General features: G+C 59.0%; 14 protein-coding genes and 2 pseudogenes. 10 read left to right on the top strand and 6 right to left on the bottom strand.

The window, feature by feature from the left end; all coding sequences use genetic code 11:
• Positions 1-5: 5 nt before the first annotated feature.
• A complete protein-coding gene (locus ACHMW6_RS18355) occupies positions 6-1,190 on the top strand; it encodes a fatty acid desaturase (RefSeq protein ID WP_395398734.1) in 1,185 nt (394 codons plus the stop codon).
• A gap of 154 nt (positions 1,191-1,344) precedes the next feature.
• On the opposite strand, the gene ACHMW6_RS18350 is transcribed toward ACHMW6_RS18355, so the two are convergent.
• On the bottom strand, positions 1,345-1,725 hold the full coding sequence (locus tag ACHMW6_RS18350; RefSeq protein ID WP_395398732.1) for a response regulator: 381 nt from the start codon (positions 1,723-1,725) through the stop codon (positions 1,345-1,347).
• Between the two features lie 1,489 nt (positions 1,726-3,214).
• Entirely contained in the window at positions 3,215-4,411 is a 1,197-nt protein-coding gene (locus tag ACHMW6_RS18345) for an IS256 family transposase (protein ID WP_395401553.1), read from the bottom strand.
• A 222-nt stretch (positions 4,412-4,633) separates the two neighbouring features.
• Between ACHMW6_RS18345 and ACHMW6_RS18340 the strand changes: the two genes are divergently transcribed.
• Positions 4,634-5,763, top strand: a protein-coding gene (locus tag ACHMW6_RS18340) for an IS3 family transposase (protein WP_395408493.1) whose coding sequence is annotated in 2 segments (ribosomal slippage) — positions 4,634-4,886 and positions 4,886-5,763 — 1,131 coding nt in all. Because the reading frame shifts where the segments join, the coding sequence is not laid out codon by codon here.
• 435 nt (positions 5,764-6,198) lie between these two features.
• On the opposite strand, the gene ACHMW6_RS18335 is transcribed toward ACHMW6_RS18340, so the two are convergent.
• A complete protein-coding gene (locus tag ACHMW6_RS18335) occupies positions 6,199-7,620 on the bottom strand; it encodes an efflux transporter outer membrane subunit (protein ID WP_395408492.1) in 1,422 nt (473 codons plus the stop codon).
• A 146-nt stretch (positions 7,621-7,766) separates the two neighbouring features.
• Between ACHMW6_RS18335 and ACHMW6_RS18330 the strand changes: the two genes are divergently transcribed.
• The 6 genes and pseudogenes from ACHMW6_RS18330 to ACHMW6_RS18305 form a co-directional block, all read left to right on the top strand.
• Positions 7,767-8,330 (top strand): TetR/AcrR family transcriptional regulator, encoded by a 564-nt coding sequence (locus tag ACHMW6_RS18330; RefSeq protein WP_395408491.1) that lies wholly within the window; start codon positions 7,767-7,769, stop codon positions 8,328-8,330.
• Positions 8,331-8,425: 95 nt separating this feature from the next.
• A pseudogene (locus ACHMW6_RS18325) lies at positions 8,426-9,538 on the top strand (efflux RND transporter periplasmic adaptor subunit).
• Positions 9,535-12,666 carry an efflux RND transporter permease subunit gene (locus ACHMW6_RS18320; RefSeq protein ID WP_395408490.1) on the top strand — a complete coding sequence of 1,044 codons (3,132 nt, stop codon included), beginning with the start codon at positions 9,535-9,537 and terminating at the stop codon, positions 12,664-12,666. Before ACHMW6_RS18325 ends, ACHMW6_RS18320 begins: the two are co-directional and overlap by 4 nt.
• Before the next feature lie 17 nt (positions 12,667-12,683).
• Positions 12,684-13,487 (top strand): oxidoreductase, encoded by an 804-nt coding sequence (locus tag ACHMW6_RS18315; RefSeq protein WP_395408643.1) that lies wholly within the window; start codon positions 12,684-12,686, stop codon positions 13,485-13,487.
• Between the two features lie 79 nt (positions 13,488-13,566).
• Entirely contained in the window at positions 13,567-14,460 is an 894-nt protein-coding gene (locus tag ACHMW6_RS18310) for an NAD(P)/FAD-dependent oxidoreductase (protein WP_395408489.1), read from the top strand.
• A gap of 2 nt (positions 14,461-14,462) precedes the next feature.
• Positions 14,463-14,784 (top strand): annotated as a pseudogene (locus ACHMW6_RS18305) (SAM-dependent methyltransferase); the annotation flags it as partial.
• A 330-nt stretch (positions 14,785-15,114) separates the two neighbouring features.
• On the opposite strand, the gene catC reads toward ACHMW6_RS18305, so the two are convergent.
• Complete coding sequence (catC, locus tag ACHMW6_RS18300; protein WP_395408488.1) at positions 15,115-15,405, bottom strand: muconolactone Delta-isomerase; 291 nt, start codon at positions 15,403-15,405, stop codon at positions 15,115-15,117.
• A gap of 68 nt (positions 15,406-15,473) precedes the next feature.
• Here catC and ACHMW6_RS18295 point away from each other — a divergent pair, with 68 nt between their 5' ends.
• Entirely contained in the window at positions 15,474-15,611 is a 138-nt protein-coding gene (locus ACHMW6_RS18295) for an integrase core domain-containing protein (protein WP_395408487.1), read from the top strand.
• A gap of 62 nt (positions 15,612-15,673) precedes the next feature.
• On the opposite strand, the gene ACHMW6_RS18290 is transcribed toward ACHMW6_RS18295, so the two are convergent.
• Entirely contained in the window at positions 15,674-16,081 is a 408-nt protein-coding gene (locus tag ACHMW6_RS18290) for an ester cyclase (RefSeq protein ID WP_395408486.1), read from the bottom strand.
• Between the two features lie 9 nt (positions 16,082-16,090).
• Positions 16,091-17,320 carry an MFS transporter gene (locus ACHMW6_RS18285; RefSeq protein WP_395408485.1) on the bottom strand — a complete coding sequence of 410 codons (1,230 nt, stop codon included), beginning with the start codon at positions 17,318-17,320 and terminating at the stop codon, positions 16,091-16,093.
• Between ACHMW6_RS18285 and ACHMW6_RS18280 the strand changes: the two genes are divergently transcribed.
• Positions 17,286-18,254: a LysR family transcriptional regulator gene (locus tag ACHMW6_RS18280; RefSeq protein WP_395408484.1), complete on the top strand. Its 969-nt coding sequence runs from the start codon at positions 17,286-17,288 to the stop codon at positions 18,252-18,254. The two genes, ACHMW6_RS18285 and ACHMW6_RS18280, sit on opposite strands and share 35 nt — an antisense overlap.
• The last annotated feature ends 5 nt before the right edge of the window (positions 18,255-18,259 follow it).

The raw sequence follows: 18,259 nt of genomic DNA, 5'->3' as shown, positions 1-18,259 counted from the left end.
CCCATATGGTGATGCAACTGCAATTGGCGGCGGAAGGGCTCTTGGCGTTTACCTGGTGGCAGATGCTACTGGTTGGGCTGGTGACAACGCATGCGACTATTGTCGCTGTGACGGTGTACCTGCATCGATGCCAGACCCATCGGTCGCTCACCTTGCGACCGGAGGTGGCCCATTGCTTTCGCTTTTGGCTGTGGCTAACCACCGGTATGGTGACGCGGGAGTGGGTGGCGGTCCATCGCTCGCATCACGCACATTGCGAAACAGAGAATGATCCGCATAGTCCTCAGGTGGTCGGGCTGAACGAGGTTTTGTGGCGCGGCGCGGAGCTGTACAGAAATGCCATCAAGGATCCCGCGCTGGTCGCGCGCTTTGGCGGGGGCGGGCCGGATGACTGGATGGAGCGTCGCATTTATCGCCGATATTCCTGGCAAGGTGTCGGTTTGCTGCTGCTGATTGAATTGGTCCTATTCGGCGCGTGGGGTTTGACCCTGTGGGCCTGCCAGATGATGTGGATTCCTTTCCTGGCCGCCGGCGTGATCAATGGGGTTGGACATTATGCCGGTTATCGCAATTACGACTGCAAGGAGGCGGCGACAAACATTGTGCCGTTCGGCCTGTTAATCGGCGGAGAGGAGCTGCATAACAATCACCACACTTTTCCGACATCGGCAAAATTCTCCGTTCGCTGGTTTGAGCTGGATATCGGATGGGCATATATCAGCCTGCTGCGGCGGCTGCGCCTCGCGTCGGTTCGGCACGCGCGCGAACCATTGAAGCGCAGGGTTGGACAGTTCGCGCCAACATTGGCTACGTTGAGGCAGGTGCTAGGGAATCGCGCCATTTTGATTCGTGAAATGACGATGTTGACGGTGGCGGTCTTTCATTCGGAACGCGCGACGTTGGCGCAACAGGTTCCACGCTCAGCGCTAGTGCGGACCAAGCGCCTGTTGCTGCGCGCTCCTTGTCATCTCACTGGCGAGGAGCGAGTCGATCTGGAGCAAGTGATGGCGTATAGTGCGGCGCTTCATGAGATGCATGTGGCGCGGCAGGCGCTGGAGAAGTTGTGGCAGCGATCGTCGTCGACGCAAGAGCAGTTACTGACCGGCCTGAAAGGGTGGTGCGTCGACGCTGGGCGTTCTGGACAGCATCCTTTGCGGCGCTTTGCATGGCGCCTGGCGAGCTACGGATAGGATTTTAGACCGCGCGCGCACGATGGCGGCTACGGCGCAATCTGCTCGCTAGCGCTTTCGGAGGACGCTGGTGTCGCGATGCACGCCAGGACGCAGACGCGCTGCCACAGCCTGTTCTGGCACGGTGTGATTGTTAGCCTACCGTGAATGCTATCTATTGCCGGGCTTCGTACAGGTGAATCAAATCCAGTACGTCTTGCAGGTCAACCGGCTTGGTCAGCCGACAGACCATCCCGGCGCGAGAGAAAGCTTCATCATTATGTTGCCCATCCCATCCAGACCAGGCCACGATGGGAAGGTCGGCAAATCCAGGCAGAGAACGCATCGCGATGGCAGTTTCATAGCCATCCAGGCCGGGCATCACAATATCGAGGAAGACAATACTTGCGGGCCATTCTGCGAGGAGCGTGATGGCGGAGTAGCCGTCGTAGGCCACTCGGCTCTCGACATTGTATAGTCCGAGCAGTTCTGAAAACATATCGACAGCGTCGTGGTTGTCATCGACCAGGAGCACGCGGGATCCAACTTGAGCCATGATGTTAGCCTTGAGTCATTGCGACTTCTACACAACAGGCTAGAGAGTGGGAATGGCTGTTTCTTGGTGGGACCTTGAATCGTACGGCAATTGCGTGTGCACCGGCACACGATTAAATGCCGATTGCGCTGACGACTTTGCGGCGCGGATCCATCGCAATTGTTATGGGACGCTGGCCGTAGAAGGAACGCACCACATTGGGTACGGTGCGATGCAGTTTGTCTGGCTATCTTGTGGAATGTGACTATGCTGGAGAGATGCCCCTCCAATTAGGCCATCATGAAAAACGAACGGCGAATTGACGCCGGCCTTGCTGTAATCGTCGACACGGGCTTTGAGTTGAACTTTAATAAGGGCTTTCGGATCGCTGGGGAATATCTCCGGACACATAGCGTTCCGTCTCGAGTCGTGGCACGCGTCATCAACTATGGCATGCGGCGCCCATGCGCAGAACCATTGTAGGTAATTGCTGCCTTCTTACCTGCTTCGGGGCGGCTGCAAGCGGCCGAGAGCAGAGGTCATGCTCAACTGTGCACTGCGCCGGGAACTACAACGCTACCAATGGATGTGATTGAGTGATCGGTGTCGTGGCCTGCGCCACTTCACCATCTCATGCACAACAACCCTGGACCAGCCAACATGGCAGGCGGCATGATCAGGAGAACGGCCAGCTCGACGGCGCAAAAGATGTCGGTAGGGGTGGGGGCGCGTAAAGCATTTGGTGAGAGGTTTCCGCAGCGCTTGGCCCTGAATGCCGGCGTGCGGACAGGGTTGATGATCTCTATCTTTCGTCGGCTAGTTCACCAGACCAGCGAAGCTGTAGTGAGCCATCTTCCAGATCGCAGGAAAGGACAGCGGTAGCGCTGGTGCGCCATGCATCCGTTGTCGAGCAGCGTTCCTTTGTGCGGGATCCTTAACTCGTGATTGCACACACATTGGCCGTGTCGGGTCGTGCCAACTAGCCGCGCCTCACGCAGCGTTCGGATATTTTTCGAGATAGAGCGGAAATGATGACGATGAGCACTTGCGATCAAAGACGTAATGACCATGCCAGTCGCTGCCTTGAATACGCGCTTGAGCTGATATACAGGTATGGCTGGCGTTATGCTGTCTTGTTCTTGCGGTATCAGGGAATTGCCGAATCCACTCTGCAGCGTGTTTTGTTTGGGGGCTGGCGCAATCGCCGCACCTCCACGCTAGAGTCCTTGTCAGGCAGCCACGTTGCACGCGCGTGCGTTGCACACCAGGCGATGCCAAGTGAATGACCGGATGGAGTTATTCCCGGTCTGGCTGCACCGCGCAGCTCTCGGCATCAAACCAAGACTACGCCCCTGATTTTTCAGGGGCGTAGTCCTTTTCCGGTGGCGAAGTCTGACGAGGCCTCGCACCCGCAAGCAGTCCTTTCACATGGGCCTGGTCACGCTTCTCTCCTGATGGTGTCCCCAGGAGTGGTGTACGAGAAGTGATTCTCAAGGGGCTGGGTCCCCGATCAGTTGATCACGGCAGAGAGCCGTGCGGACTGATTGTCGCTCAAGGACTGCAATCCTTCAAGCTGCATGTATCGGCGTTGCAGTGACCACTCGTCATTTTGCTCCAGCATCAAGGCGCCCACGAGCCGGATGATGGCGCGGTCATTGGGGAAGATGCCAATAACGTTAGTGCGGCGTTTGACCTCGGCGTTCAGGCGTTCCAACGGATTGGTGCTGTGAATCTGGGTTCGGTGCGCCTTGGGAAAGCTCATGAAGGATAGAACCTCATATTCGGCGTCATCCATCATGGCAGCCAGCTTGGAGAATTTGGCCCGCAGCTGGTCGGCCACTGTTCGCCACTGCCCGCTGGCTGCCTCGGCGCTTTCCTGCACAAAGATGGTATTGATCATGGCCAGTACGGCCTGGCGCTGGCCTTTACCAACATGCGCCAGGGCGTTACGGATAAAGTGCACACGGCAACGCTGCCAAGTTGTCTTCAACACCTTGCTGGTGGCCGCCTTCAGCCCTTCATGGGCATCCGAGATAACCAGCTTAACGCCACGCAGCCCTCGCCGCGTCAGGCCGCGCAGAAACTCGGTCCAGAAAGGCTCAGCCTCGGAAGGGCCGGTCGCCACGCCAAGGATTTCGCGCACGCCGTCAGTGTTGACGGCCACCGCGATTATCACGGCCACTGACACGACTCGGCCGGCCTGACGCGATTTAACGTAGGTGGCATCGATCCACAGGTAAGGCCAATCGCCTTCGATAGGCCGACCAAGGAAAGCTTGTACCCGCTCATCGATCTCTTCGCACAGCCGCGAGACCTGACTCTTGGAGACGCCGGTCATGCCCATAGCCTTGACCAGTTCATCGACTGAGCGGGTGGAGATGCCCTGAATATAGGCCTCCTGAATCACCGCTGTTAGCGCCTTTTCGGCTGTGCGCCGTGGCTCTAGGAAGCCGGGGAAATAACTGCCGCTGCGCAGCTTTGGTATTTTGAGATCGACTTTGCCGGCCCGGGTTTCATAAGCACGGTCGCGATAGCCGTTGCGGCTGTTGATGCGTTCCTCACTGCGCTCGCCATAGGCGGCCTGGCAAAGCGCTTCCACGTCCATTTCCATGAGCCGCTGCAGGGCATGTTGCAAGGTCTGACGGATGAAATCTGCATCCGCCCCCTTTTCGGCGAGCTCGGATAGTGCGATAGTGGCGTTGGTCATTGTGTTTCCCTTAGGTTGAGTTAAGGTCTTCGCAAACCCAACATTACCTTAAGAATCACAATGGCCGCCCTCAAGCAGCCTTCCTAAACGCCGACTCCGGCGACCTCTTCATACACCACACCCTGGGGCACCATCTCTCTCCTTTGACCCTACCCCAATAAATAATACCGTTCTAAGCTAGAAAATCCGGCATGATTTCTACCTCATGAAGGGAGGCATGCCGTGAAGAGAAGCAAGTTTACCGAACAACAGATCGCCTATGCGCTGAAACAGGCGGAATTGGGAACGCCCATTGAAAAAGTCTGCCGGAAGATGGGCATTTCCGATGCCACGTTCTATAACTGGAAGAAGAAATACGGCGGTTTGGGGCCAGCGGAGGTGAGTCGGCTCAAGCAGCTGGAAGAGGAAAAGACCAAGCTGAAAAAGCTGGTGGCGGACCTGTCGCTGGATAAAGCCATGCTGCAGGATGTGCTGTCAAAAAAGCTCTGAAGCCTTCCCGCAAACGGCTGCTGATCGATGAGTTGCTCAACCGCTACCGAGCCAGTTTGACGCAAACCTGCGCGTTGTTCAGGATGTCGCGTTCACTGTACGGGTATCAGTCCAGGGCCCGTGATGCGGCCTCGCTACTCATGCGCATCAAAGAAATTGCCGCCACGCGCGTGCACTACGGATATCGCCGTATTCACGTCATGCTCCGGCGGGAAGGCTGGCTGGACAACTGCAAGCGTGTGTATCGCCTGTACCAGGCAGCAGGGTTATCCCTGCGTCTCAAGCGCCCCAAGAGGAATAAGTCGGCAAGGCTGCGACAACCGAAGCAACTGGCCACCGCCATCAACGAGATCTGGAGCATGGATTTCGTTGCCGATGCCTTGTTCGATGGGCGCAAGCTGCGGGCGTTAACCGTGGTCGACAATTACACGCGCGAGAGTTTGGCCATCGACGTGGGGCAAAGCCTGAAGGGCGAGGACGTGGTCGCCACGCTGAATCGTATCGTCGCGCATCGCGGATTGCCGACCACAATCAAGGTCGACAATGGTAGCGAGTTCATCTCGAAGGCCATGGACAAATGGGCCTATGAGCATCGGGTCGAACTGGACTTCAGCCGGCCAGGCAGGCCAACCGATAACGCCAAAGTCGAAAGCTTCAATGGACGCTTCCGACAGGAGTGCCTGAATGCCCATTGGTTCTTATCCCTTGATGATGCCAAGGCCAAAATCGAGGAGTGGCGCCAGTACTATAATGAGACGCGTCCCCACTCCGCATTGCAGTGGGCCACGCCAGCCGAGTTCGCCTGTCAGGCCAGGGAAAGGGCCCGATTGAGCTCATCCATGAAGCCGGAAATTTCTACTTAAGACCGGTACTAATTCTGGGGGCGGGTCATTTGACTGCAGACTCAAGTAAGGTTTCGTACTAAATTGGGTAGCAGGTCAGAATCGCCTCAGAAGGCGGCGTGACTGGTCAACTAAAAACTTTCGTCTGCATAGGATTTTTTTGTTGAAACCGAGCAAACGAACATCATTGATCGCATTATATTGTAGGCGTAAGATAATTGAGGTGAATCGTGATTAAAAGGGCGCTCTAAACGAACAATAGATAATGGTATTTCTGCTGGTGTCGTTTGCACGAGTTATTGCAAAGTATCGTGGATTCAAGGGCTTAGAACTTTCGTTATAATCGAGTGGGAGTGACAGAATAGTAACTAGAATTAACGTAGATAAACATTTAATGGCTCCGATTTGGAGCCATTATTTTTTTGGCTACCACCGATATCGTCGGTTATAGGGTTGTCAGCCGCCCAGCGCTTTGAAGGCAGAGACAGCGGCGCGGGCCAATTCGATTTGAGCCTGTGCTTGCATGTCGGTGGCTCGCAGTAGGTTTTCGTCGGCTTGCAGCACTTCAACCAAGCTGACAAGTCCCTGCTGATAGGCCGCGAACGAGGCCGCGCGCGCGCGGCCGAGCGAGTTCAGGCCGTCGGCCAAGATGCTGGCTTGCTGATCGCGGTTGACCAGGGTGGAAAAGGCATTCTCCACGTCTTCCATTGCATGCAGGGCCGATAGGCGGTAGGCCGCCAGCGCTTCGGCCTCGCGGCCTTTGGCCACTTCGATTTGCGCATTGATGCGTGCAAAATCGAACAGGCGCCAGCGCAAGCCCAGTACCCCCGCGGTCTGGTTTGCGCTGCCGGAGAACAGGTTGCCGGCCGAAATGGCTGTTGTGCTGCCAAGTAGTCCACTCAGGGAGAGCTTTGGATAATATTCAGCCGTTGCCACTCCAATTCGGGCATTCGATGCCGCCAGACGACGTTCTGCAACGATCAGGTCGGGCCGGCGCCGGAGCAGATTGCGCGGCGATCCGACGGAAGCGAACTGGGGAATCGCGGGAAGCACGCCGCGTGCCTCCGCCAGATCCAGCCGGTGTGTACCTGGCGCGCTTCCAAGCATCACGTCCAGTGCATTCATGGCCGCATCCAACCCAGCCTGCAGCACAGGCACCGTTGCCTGTACCTGCGCCAGTGCCCCCTCGGTTTGCCGTACTTGTAGTTCGGCTGCCAGGCCTTGGTCGTAAAGCTGCTTGATCTTGGCCAGGAGTTCCTGCTGCGTTTGAATTTGCCTGGCTGCGACGTCAAGGCGAATTTGCAGGCCGCGGATGGTCATGTAAAGGTCGGCAGTCTGGGCCGCCACGGCTAATTGCACGGCGGCTGCGCCAGCCTCTGAAGCCTGGTATTCGGCGAGTGCTGCCTCGCGATCTCGGCGCAAGCCGCCAAACAAGTCCAGTTCCCATGACGCTCCGAGACTGACCTCATAAGTGTTGCCATTTCGGTTATACCCAGGCGAAGAACTCAAAATCTGCCCCAAAGGTGTTTCCAGCGATTGGTGCGCGCGCGCACCCTGGGCGCTGATGCTGGCAAAAGGCAGCAGTGCTGCGTTGGCCGAGGTCAGTCCGGCCCTGACCTGGGTAACGCAGGCCGCAGCCTGGGCTATGTCAAGGTTCTGGCGCAACGCGAGGGCAACCAGGCGATTCAGTTGCGGGTCGCGAAAGCCTTCCCACCAGGCACTGGATGATTCTGGCGCACGGGTACCTCGCTGTTCGATGGCTTGCTGGCCGGGATAATGGTCTGGCAGGGGCGTGTCGGGGCGAACGTAATTGGGTCCGATCGCGCAGCCCGTTGTGAGGCTGGCAACAAGTGTAATGAGAACGCTGGTTTTTAACATGGTTATCTTTCGCAGGAGATGATTTCCGAGGTGACTATATCACTAAAGGGTCACTTGTTGTGTAAATCGGAGTCAGGCGGTAAGCTGTCGGTCATGAATAAAGCAACCGTAACCCCCAGCCCATCCGCGGTCCGGCCGATCATGAAGTGCGCGACCAGATCGTCGCCGCAGCGAGTGAGCATTTCCGTTTGTATGGCTATGAAAAGACCACCGTCTCCGACTTGGCCAAGTCGATCGGCTTTTCCAAGGCGTATATCTACAAGTTCTTTGAATCCAAGCAGGCGATCGGTGAGCAGATTTGTGCGAACTGCCTGGCTGAAATCGAGGCGGATGTCAGGGCAGCCATCGACGCGGTTGAGAGGCCGCCTGAGAAGCTGCGCCGCATGTTCAGGGCGATTGTCGAATCGAGCCTGCGATTGTTTTTCGAAAATCGCAAGCTTTACGATATAGCGGCAGCAGCAGCCATGGGGAACTGGGAAGCCACCAGCGTGTATGAGCGGCGGATCCAGTCCATCTTGCAGGACATTCTGCGGCAAGGCCGCGAGACGGAAGATTTCGAGCGAAAGACGCCTCTCGACGAGGCTGTGACTGCGATTTACCTGGTGATGCGTCCGTACCTGAACCCGGTCCTGTTGCAATACGGACTGGACTCCGCACAGGAGGCTCCGCTTCAATTGTCCAGCCTGGTGCTCCGAAGCCTGTCTCCCTAAAAGCGTCAGCGCGGCAAAAATATGATAGTGACTATTGACTTAAATAGTCACTGGTCGCAAAATGGAATCTTGTTTGTTTCCTTATCGGGATTCCTATGCGCCGCCGCAACCTTGCTTTTTCGTCTGTCATGACAGTCTTGCCTCTCGCGCTGGCCGCTTGTGGCGAAAAACCGCCATCCGATCCACGTACTGCCGCTCCGCTGGTGAGGGCGGTCGGGTCGAGGGCGATGTCGCCGATGCACGTACGTTCACTGGGACGGTCGCTGCCCGAGTACAAAGCGACCTGGGTTTTCGTGTCGCCGGCAAGGTGTTGGAGCGGCTTGTGGATGCAGGTCAAACCGTCAAGCGTGGCCAGTTGCTGATGCGTATCGATGCGGCCGACCTGCAGTTGGCGGTCAACGCCCAGTTGGAGGTGGTTGCAGCTGCAAGGGCGCGCGCCCAGCAAACGGCCGACGATGAAGCCCGCTACCGGGGCTTGCGCGGTACCGGCGCTATCTCGGCATCGGCTTACGACCAGGCCAAGGCGGCAGGAGATGCGGCCAAAGCGCAGCTCAGCGCGGCTGAATCGCAGGCGCAAGTGGCACGCAACGCGAGCCGTTATGCGGAACTGGTGGCAGATGCGGATGGTGTGGTTGTCGAAACGTTGGCAGAGCCGGGCCAGGTCGTCAATGCAGGGCAGATCGTAGTGCGTGTAGCGCACGCCGGCCGGCGCGAAGCCGTCATCCAGTTGCCGGAAACACTGCGCCCGGCCGTGGGCACCACCGCGCAAGCCAGACTGTTTGGCAAGGAGGAACTATCAGTGCCGGCCCGGCTGCGCCAACTTTCCGATTCCGCCGACCGGCTGACGCGCACGTTCGAGGCCCGTTTTGTGCTCGAAGGCGAGCTCTCGAATGCACCGCTTGGCGCCACTGTCACCATCCAGGTCCCGCTAGCGAACGCGCAGGCGTCGGGCGGCCTGCGCGTGCCAATTGGCGCGCTGTTCGATGCAGGGAAGGGGCCGGGTGTCTGGGTGCTGGCGGGGGGAGCCGGCCAAGGTCTCATGGCGGCCGGTCGCCGTGCAGGGCATGGACGACGACAGCGCGCGGATTGCCGGCAGTCTTAAACAGGGCGATCGCATCGTTGCCCTCGGTGCGCACTTGCTGCATGAAGGCGACCGGGTGCGTGTAGCTGGCCAGGCTGTTGCTGCAACCGTTGCGGGGCGGCCATGAGCGAAGGGCGCTTCAACCTGTCAGCGCTGGCGGTACGCGAGCGCTCCGTCACCCTGTTCCTGATTTGCCTGATCTCCCTGGCAGGCGTCATTGCATTCTTCAAATTGGGACGGGCGGAAGATCCTGCCTTCACCGTCAAGGTGATGACCATCGTTACTGCCTGGCCCGGCGCCACGGCGCAGGAAATGCAAGACCAGGTCGCCGAGAAGATCGAGAAGCGTTTGCAGGAATTGCGCTGGTACGACCGCAGCGAGACCTATACCCGTCCTGGCCTGGCCTTTACGACCTTGACCTTACTGGACAGCACGCCGCCGTCTGAAGTGCAGGGTGATTTTTACCAGGCGCGCAAAAAGGTCAGCGACGAAATCAGCAACCTGCCTCCAGGGGTGATTGGGCCACTGGTCAACGACGAATACGCGGATGTTACCTTTGCTCTGTTTGCCCTCAAGGCAAAGGGTGAACCGCAGCGCACACTGGTACGCGAGGCGGAGACGTTGCGCCAGCGCCTGCTGCGCGTGCCGGGCGTGAAAAAGGTCAACATCATCGGGGAGCAAGCAGAGCGCATCTACCTCGAGTTTTCGCATGAGCGGCTGGCAACATTGGGCGTCAGCCCGCAGGACGTGTTTGCCGCGCTGCAAAGCCAGAATGTGCTGACACCGGCCGGTTCGGTGGAAACCAAGGGGCCGCAGGTGCTGGTTCGCCTGGACGGCGCCTTCGACCAGCTGCAGAAGATCCGCGATACGCCGGTGGTGGCGCAGGGCCGAACCTTGAAACTGTCCGACATCGCCACGGTCAAGCGCGGCTACGAAGACCCGGCAACGTTCATGATCCGCAATGGCGGTGAACCGGCGCTCCTGCTGGGCATTGTCATGCGTGAGGGCTGGAATGGCCTTGACCTCGGCAAGGCACTCGACAAGGAAGTGGGCGCGATCAATGCCGAACTGCCGCTGGGCATGGGGTTGAGCAAGATCACCGACCAGGCCGTGAACATCGGCTCGGCCGTCGACGAATTCATGCTCAAGTTCTTCGCTGCACTGCTGGTGGTGATGGTGGTGTGCTTTGTCAGCATGGGGTGGAGGGTCGGGATCGTGGTAGCAGCAGCCGTGCCGCTGACCCTGGCGACGGTGTTCATCGTGATGGCGGCAACCGGCAAGAATTTCGACCGGATTACGCTTGGCTCGCTCATTCTCGGCCTGGGCTTGCTGGTGGACGACGCCATCATTGCCATCGAGATGATGGTGGTGAAGATGGAGGAGGGCTTCAGCCGCGTTGCCGCCTCGGCTTACGCCTGGAGCCATACGGCGGCGCCGATGCTGGCCGGCACGCTGGTAACGGCTGTAGGCTTCATGCCAAATGGATTCGCCCGTTCTACTGCTGGCGAGTACACCAGCAATATGTTCTGGATCGTCGGCATCGCGCTGATCGCTTCATGGGTGGTCGCGGTGGTATTTACGCCTTACCTCGGCGTCAAGCTCCTGCCTGATTTCGAAAAAGTGGCTGGCGGTCACGGGGCGCTCTACGACACGCCGCGCTACAACCGCTTCCGCCAGCTCCTGAAGCGCGTGATCGCCCGCAAGTGGCTGGTGGCGGGTGCGGTGGTGGGCTTGTTTGTCGCAGCGGTACTAGGCATGGCGGTAGTGAAGAAGCAGTTCTTCCCGATTTCGGATCGTCCCGAAGTCCTGGTTGAAGTGCAGATGCCTTATGGTACGTCGATTACCGCAACCAGCGCCGCCGCCGCAAAAGTGGAAGCCTGGCTTGCCAAGCAGGACGAAGCAAAAATCGTCACGGCCTATATCGGCCAGGGTGCGCCGCGGTTCTACCTGGCGATGGGGCCTGAATTGCCTGATCCATCGTTTGCCAAGATTGTGGTGCGGACCGATAACCAGATGCAGCGGGAAGAATTGAAACAGCGTCTGCGCAAAGCGGTTGCCGACGGGCTGGCTCCCGAGGCGCGGGTTCGCGTCACCCAGCTTGTCTTCGGGCCGTACTCGCCATTCCCGGTGGCCTATCGCGTCACTGGCGCCGACCCGGAAAAGCTGCGCCATATCGCTGCCGACGTGCAGCAGGTCATGAGTGCCAGCGCGATGATGCGGACGGTGAATACCGACTGGGGCACCCGCACGCCATCCTTGCATTTCACCTTGCAGCAAGACCGCTTGCAAGCTATGGGCCTCACTTCAAGTGCGGTGGCGCAGCAATTGCAGTTCTTCTTGAGCGGCGTGCCGATCACCGCAGTGCGCGAGGATATCCGCACGGTGCAAGTGGTAGCCCGCTCGGCTGGTGCGGCTCGCCTCGACCCCGCCAGGATTTCCGATTTCACGCTGACTGGCGCGAACGGGCAGCGCATTCCTTTATCCCAAGTGGGGAAGGTTGACGTGCGCGCGGAAGAACCGGTGATGCGCAGGCGCGACCGCATGCCAACAATCACGGTGCGCGGCGATATCGCCGAGGGCCTGCAGCCGCCGGACGTATCTGCAGCTATCAGCCGCCAGTTGCAGCCGCTGATTGACAAGCTGCCGAGTGGTTACCGCATCGAGCAAGCTGGGTCCATTGAGGAATCGGGCAAGGCGACTACCGCCATGCTGCCGCTGTTCCCGATCATGCTGGCGATTACGCTGCTGATCATCATCTTCCAGGTGCGCTCGATTTCCGCGATGGTGATGGTGTTCCTGACCAGTCCCCTGGGGTTGATCGGGGTGGTGCCGATGCTGATCCTTTTCGGGCAGCCGTTTGGCATCAACGCACTGGTGGGCTTAATTGCGCTGTCAGGCATCCTGATGCGCAACACGCTGATCCTGATCGGGCAGATTCATGACAACACGCGAGCTGGACTGGATCCATTCCAGGCCGTTGTGGAGGCAACGGTGCAGCGTGCCAGGCCGGTGATCTTGACGGCGCTGGCGGCGATCTTGGCTTTCATCCCGCTGACCCATTCGGTGTTCTGGGGCACGCTCGCTTACACGCTGATCGGCGGAACCTTTGCGGGAACCATTCTTACGCTGGTCTTCCTGCCGGCGATGTATGCGATCTGGTTCAAAATCCAACCTGGCGGCGATAGCAGGGCGGAGGACGAAATGGATAAGCAGGGCAATGTGGCTCTAATCTCGGGACGGCTCGGCCATCATTAATTGAAAAGGAAATGGAAATGTCGGAAGCCATAATTGTTGTTACTGGAGTGTCGTCGGGTATTGGACGCGCCACAGCAGAGAAATTTGCCAAGCGCGGTTGCCGCGTGTTTGGAACCGTGCGGGCGATCGCCGGCACGAGCCCGTTGGCTGGCGTCGAGCTGGTGGAGATGGATGTACGCAGCGACACGTCCGTTAAGCAGGCGTTTCAGCAGATCGTCGCACGCGCCGGGCGCATCGATGTCCTCGTCAATAACGCTGGGGCGACCATCGTCGGTGCGGTGGAAGAGACTTCGACCACGGAAGCGAGCGTGCTGTTCGATACGAACCTGTTCGGTATCCTACGCACGGCGCAAGCAGTTCTACCGCAGATGCGAGTGCAACGTTCCGGCAGGATCGTCAACGTCAGCTCGGTGCTTGGTTTTCTGCCGGCGCCATACATGGGGTTTTATGCGGCGTCCAAGCATGCGGTCGAGGGCCTGTCAGAATCGCTGGACCACGAAGTGCGCCAATTCGGCATTCGGGTGTCGCTGGTCGAACCATCCTTTACCAAAACCAATCTAGATCTCATTGCGCCCCAAACAGCGGCCAGAATCCCCGACTACAACAAAGAGCTTGGCATCGCTTCCCGGGCGATCCAGAACAATGTCCAAAATGCCCCCGAGCCCGATGGCGTAGCCGCCACGATTGTCGATGCTGCTTTGGGAGCTTGGAAGATGCGCCATACGCCCCGAGGCGAGGCCTCTCTCCTGGCAAAGTTGCGCCGCTTCATGCCAGCTGGCCCGGTTGAGAAAGGCCTGCGGAAATCCTTCGGGCTTGCCTGACCTTGGAGCGCGTAGCGCTGGACGACATTGCACGCCAGGCCCAGCCCCCCTTACCATCCTCAACGTGGAGCCCATCACCATGAGTGACGTCATCATTATCGGTGGAAGCTTTGCCGGCCTCGCCGCCGCCCTGCAGCTCGGCCGTGCCCGCCGCAAGGTCACCGTTCTCGATACTGGCCTGCCGCGCAATCGCTTTGCCGGCCACTCGCATGGCCTACTTGGCCACGATCACAAGCCACCGCTGGACATCCTGGCCGAGGCGCGACAGCAGCTGGCGCGTTATCCCACGATCAGGCTAGTGAGTGCCCGGGCCGACAGCATCTCCGGCGCCATCGACCATTTTTCCGTCCTCACTGGCGATGGCGAAAGCCTGGGGGCGCGCCGCCTGATCCTGAGTTATGGCGTCGCCGACCAGATGCCTGATGTTCCAGGCTTTGCCGAAAGCTGGGGCACGTCCGTCGTGCCCTGTCCGTATTGCGACGGTTTTGAGGTCGCCGGCCAGCATTGGGGCCTGGTCTGGTCCGGCCCGCAGTCGTATCAGTCTGCCAGGCTGTTCTACGATTGGACCGACAAGTTGACTGTCTTCGCCGACGGTCATAGCATTCCACCCGATATCCAGGCCGACCTGGCGCGCCGCGGCATAGCCGTCGCCGACGGTAGGATCGTCGAGATCGCCCATCGCAAAGGCCATATCGCCACTGTCAATCTCGATACCCGCCGCCATATCGCGGTCGACGTGCTGTTTGCCCAGCCGCGCAACAAGCCGTCCGCAAGCCTGCATGAAGCACTGGGCCTTGCCACGGTCGATACGCCCACCGGCATCGTCCTCAAGGTTGACGAGCGCCGCCAAACCAGCGTGCCCGGCATCTACGCCGCGGGCGACCTTACTACACCTTTCTTGCCATCGGTCACCCAGGCATCATCCCAGGGCGCGATGGCGGGTATCTTCGCCCAGCAGTCCATGTTGGATTGAGATCTCCCGGGCCATTCTCGTTCGGTGACCGGGCTCGCGTGACACGCATCCTGACGGTGGCCGGCTTTGCCGATATCGCTATCGCGCCCTTCGATGCATCGGTTCCGTTTGGCGACGGCGGGACGCGGGATGCGGCGATCGACGACACAGTCAGGATGACGTTCGAGTTCGGCCCGCTGTCGCGCTTGCTTGCTGATCAGCCCGATGACATCCGCGCCCGCGCCTCGGCCGTGGTTCGTAGCGCCTTCGCGAACATTCCCGGTGAGCGCTCGGTGATGATCGACGGCGCGGTGGATCGTCGTGGCACACAATTCAGCAAGCTGACTGGGAAGCTGCCATCGCAAGGAACGTCTGCCTGCCCGCTCGATGAGGCCAGTGCTCGCCCGTCTCTACTTGGCAGATACTGCGGTGCGGCGCCACGCGCCGGGTGGACGTCCGGTCCTTGCGCGAATGCGCGTTGGAACGAGGCCGGATCCGCAAATCCGAGATCCCCGGAGATTTGTTTGATGGGCGTGTCGGAGCGCGTCAACGCATGGATGGCGATGTAGCGCCGCAACTCCGAGCCTGATGTGGCGCACCGACAGCCTGCGGGCAGACGCCGCGCAAAATGACGCCATGTGCGGCACGGTGATGAAGATTCTCACCGACGGCCTACTACCGGTCGTCGCCGTGGATCGACGAAGGATGGCGGCACAACGCCATGACCTCTATTTTCATGAAAGGAAACAGGGGCAACGTGCTGAGCACCGTATGTAGTTCTTCGATGCTGTCGACGTCAAACACGCTGATGTTCGCATACTGTCCGGCTATGCGCCATAGGTGGCGCCACTTGCGGCATGCCTGAAGTGCCTGGGCTATAACCATTTCCTCTTTTTTTAAGGAAGCGGACTGCGCTTCAGGCATTGTTTGTGGCAAGTTCACATCCATTCTTACATGAAATAACATCGTCTTCTCCCAGTTGTTTGTATGGAAGTGTAGTAGAGCGCGTCGAGTAGGGTGACTGGCTAACCTCCTTGGACGAGGCTCTAATCGCCGTGGAGGCATGGCGCGTGGACTACAATGAGGTCCGGCCTCACATGGCTCTCAAAGACCAAGCGCCAACGGACTTCGCTAGGGCGACGGTTTTGGGACGGCTTGAGTTAGGCCATTGACCAACCGAGTTCTCGGCCTCGGAGTGTCCATGCAATCCAAGTGGATCACTTCGATGGCGTGGTTACCCATGCCGTGTTAAGGTTTGATAAGCCTCCCAACTAGCGCGCTCCACCCAGTTGTGAACCAGTTTGCCGTCTTCACGAACTTGCCATACCGCTGTGCCAGTGAAGCGGACTTCGCGCTGGTCTGGCGCCAGCCCGAACACGCCATTGTTGCGGCCGCTGACAATCCAGCGCGAGGCGACGCGACTGCCGTCCTCATTCTGAAAGGTTTCGACAACCTCGAACTGCAGGTTAGTGACCAACTGGTTGAATTGCTTCACCCAAGCTTTAAATTTCGATTTCGAAACGATATCGATACCTCCGGAAGTAATGACAAAGTCTTCCACGCAAAAGCGGTCAATGGCGTCGAAATCTTTTCCTTGCCATACCGCTGCCCAGAAAGCCTCGACAATTTTTACTGAGTTCATGCAGTCCTCCTAGAAATTAATTGATCGCGGCTGGTGTGTCGCAACAAAGTACGCTGCTATGGCTGCTCCAATGATCAGCACTGCTGCAAATGACGTTGCTCCTGCGCCCATGCCAATATGGTCCATCAGGAAACCGCTGGCGACGGGCAGTAGACCGGCCGGAACGTATGCCCCGATGTTTAGCAAGGAGATGGCCTCCGTGCGCTGACCATCCGGCACGTGCATCCCGATTGCGCTCAGGCCGCCAAGCTGTCCTAGCCCTTGGCCCATACCGGCAAGACTCGCGGCAATCAGCAGCACAACAGGCGTTTCTGTATGAATCGCCGTCGTCAGAGCGACCATCGCCAGGGCCGTTGAGGTCGCGCCGATCAGAAGGATGGTACGCACTGGCAGACTCTTCACCGCTAACTGCACGCCGGTCGCGCTCATGAACATGAGGCAGGCGGTACCGCCCGCAAGCAATGGACTGCTGACATGCAGAAGCCTGGACAGCAACGCCGGGCCCAGCGACAGTACGAATGATGTCGCCGAAAGGCCTGGCGCAAATACGGCGATGCCTGACGCCAGATACAAACGATGCTGCGGCAGGACCGAGGGCAGTCTCCACGCGATACGGGCACTCCTGACGTCCGGAATCGGCAAGGCGAGCACGGTTGCGAGCGCCGTTGCCAACAGTACTAATTCGATGCCGAAAATAACCGGTACTGGTTGTGCCATCACCTGCGCGAACGCACCCGCCAAGAGCGGACCCAGACCCGCGCCGAGCACCATGGCGATAGACGCCGCCTGCGCTGCCTGGCGTTTTCGCTCAGCCCCTCCGACCTCGACAACGACCGCCATGCCGGTGGAGACGATGATGCCTACCGCGACGCCGGTCAAAAAACGGGCTGCCACCAGTGCATACGCCGAGTCGGCGATGCTGAACACGGCACAAGCGAGCATGGCCAGCAGAAAACCGGACACCAATACCGCTTTGCGGCCAAACCGGTCGGATAGCAGTGCTGCGAGGAGCAAGGCGCCGATCAGACCGACAATATAGGCCGCGAAAATGATGGTGCTCACTGCCGCAGAAAATGCGAATCGATGCTGCCAGTGGACATACAAGGGGGTGGCGGAATTGGAGAGGATGAATACAGCCGTCACCATCCAAGCGGCGACGGCAATCCGGCGTCCGGATACCGAACGGGGGACGCCGGCAGTACACATGAGCGACGTGGCGGGGATGTCGTGCGGATTCATTTTCTACTCCGATGGTCAGATGTTTGCTATTCTGCTGGCTTTGCTTTACAAGCGAAATTCCCCAATTATTAACCTGGCTTGTGAAAAAATGCATATGTTCGACTGGGAAGATTTGCGCCACTTCAACGCATTTGCGCAGGAAAAGTCATTGTCGGCGGCGGCGCGGCGGCTGAATGTTGACCACGCCACAATTGCCCGCCGGGTCGCCGCGCTGGAAGATGCTTTGAAGCTCAAGCTCGTAGAACGCCGCCCGCGGGCCTATTTCCTGACTGCCGACGGCGAGCGCATTGCCGAGCTGGGCAAACGGATGGAATTTGAGTCATTGGCGGTCGAGCGGACCGCATCGGCCGGGCAATCTGTCATAGCTGGGGAAGTGGCCGTGAGCGCTCCGCCAAACATGGCAGCATTCCTTATCGCGCCGCGGCTGTCAAAACTGCGTGCAAAACATCCTGCTTTACACATCCGCCTGGATGGCGACACGCGCAATGTCTCGCTGGTGCGACGTGAAGCTGACATCGCCGTCCGACTTAGCCGCCCTGTGGACGATGACGTGGTGGTTCGCAAGATCGCAACAGTTCCGTTTTCGCTATACGCCACGCCGGCCTATCTGGCTGAGCACGAGAAGCGGTCGTATATCGCTTATGGCCCCAGCATGGACGACACGCCTCAGCAAGTATGGCTGCAAACTCAAGCAGGCGGTGCATCGATTGTCTTGCGTAGCAATGACCTGGCGGTACAGGCGGCGGCTGCTGCTACTGGCGTAGGGATTGCGGTTCTTCCCGATTTCATGGGCAGTGCGGATCCACGTCTGGTTCGTTTGCCGCATGTTGGTGCAGAATTGGTGCGCGAAGTCTGGATCGCGGTGCACAACGACTTGCGCCGCGCGCCGCGGATACAGGCGGTCATGTCCTTCCTGGTCGATTGCTTCGACTGACCTGG

The organism is Pseudoduganella sp. UC29_106, from assembly GCF_044055365.1.
Lineage (GTDB): Bacteria > Pseudomonadota > Gammaproteobacteria > Burkholderiales > Burkholderiaceae_D > Rugamonas.
Note: the sequence above shows the minus strand (reverse complement) of the source record. Positions and strands in the feature narration are given on the sequence as shown.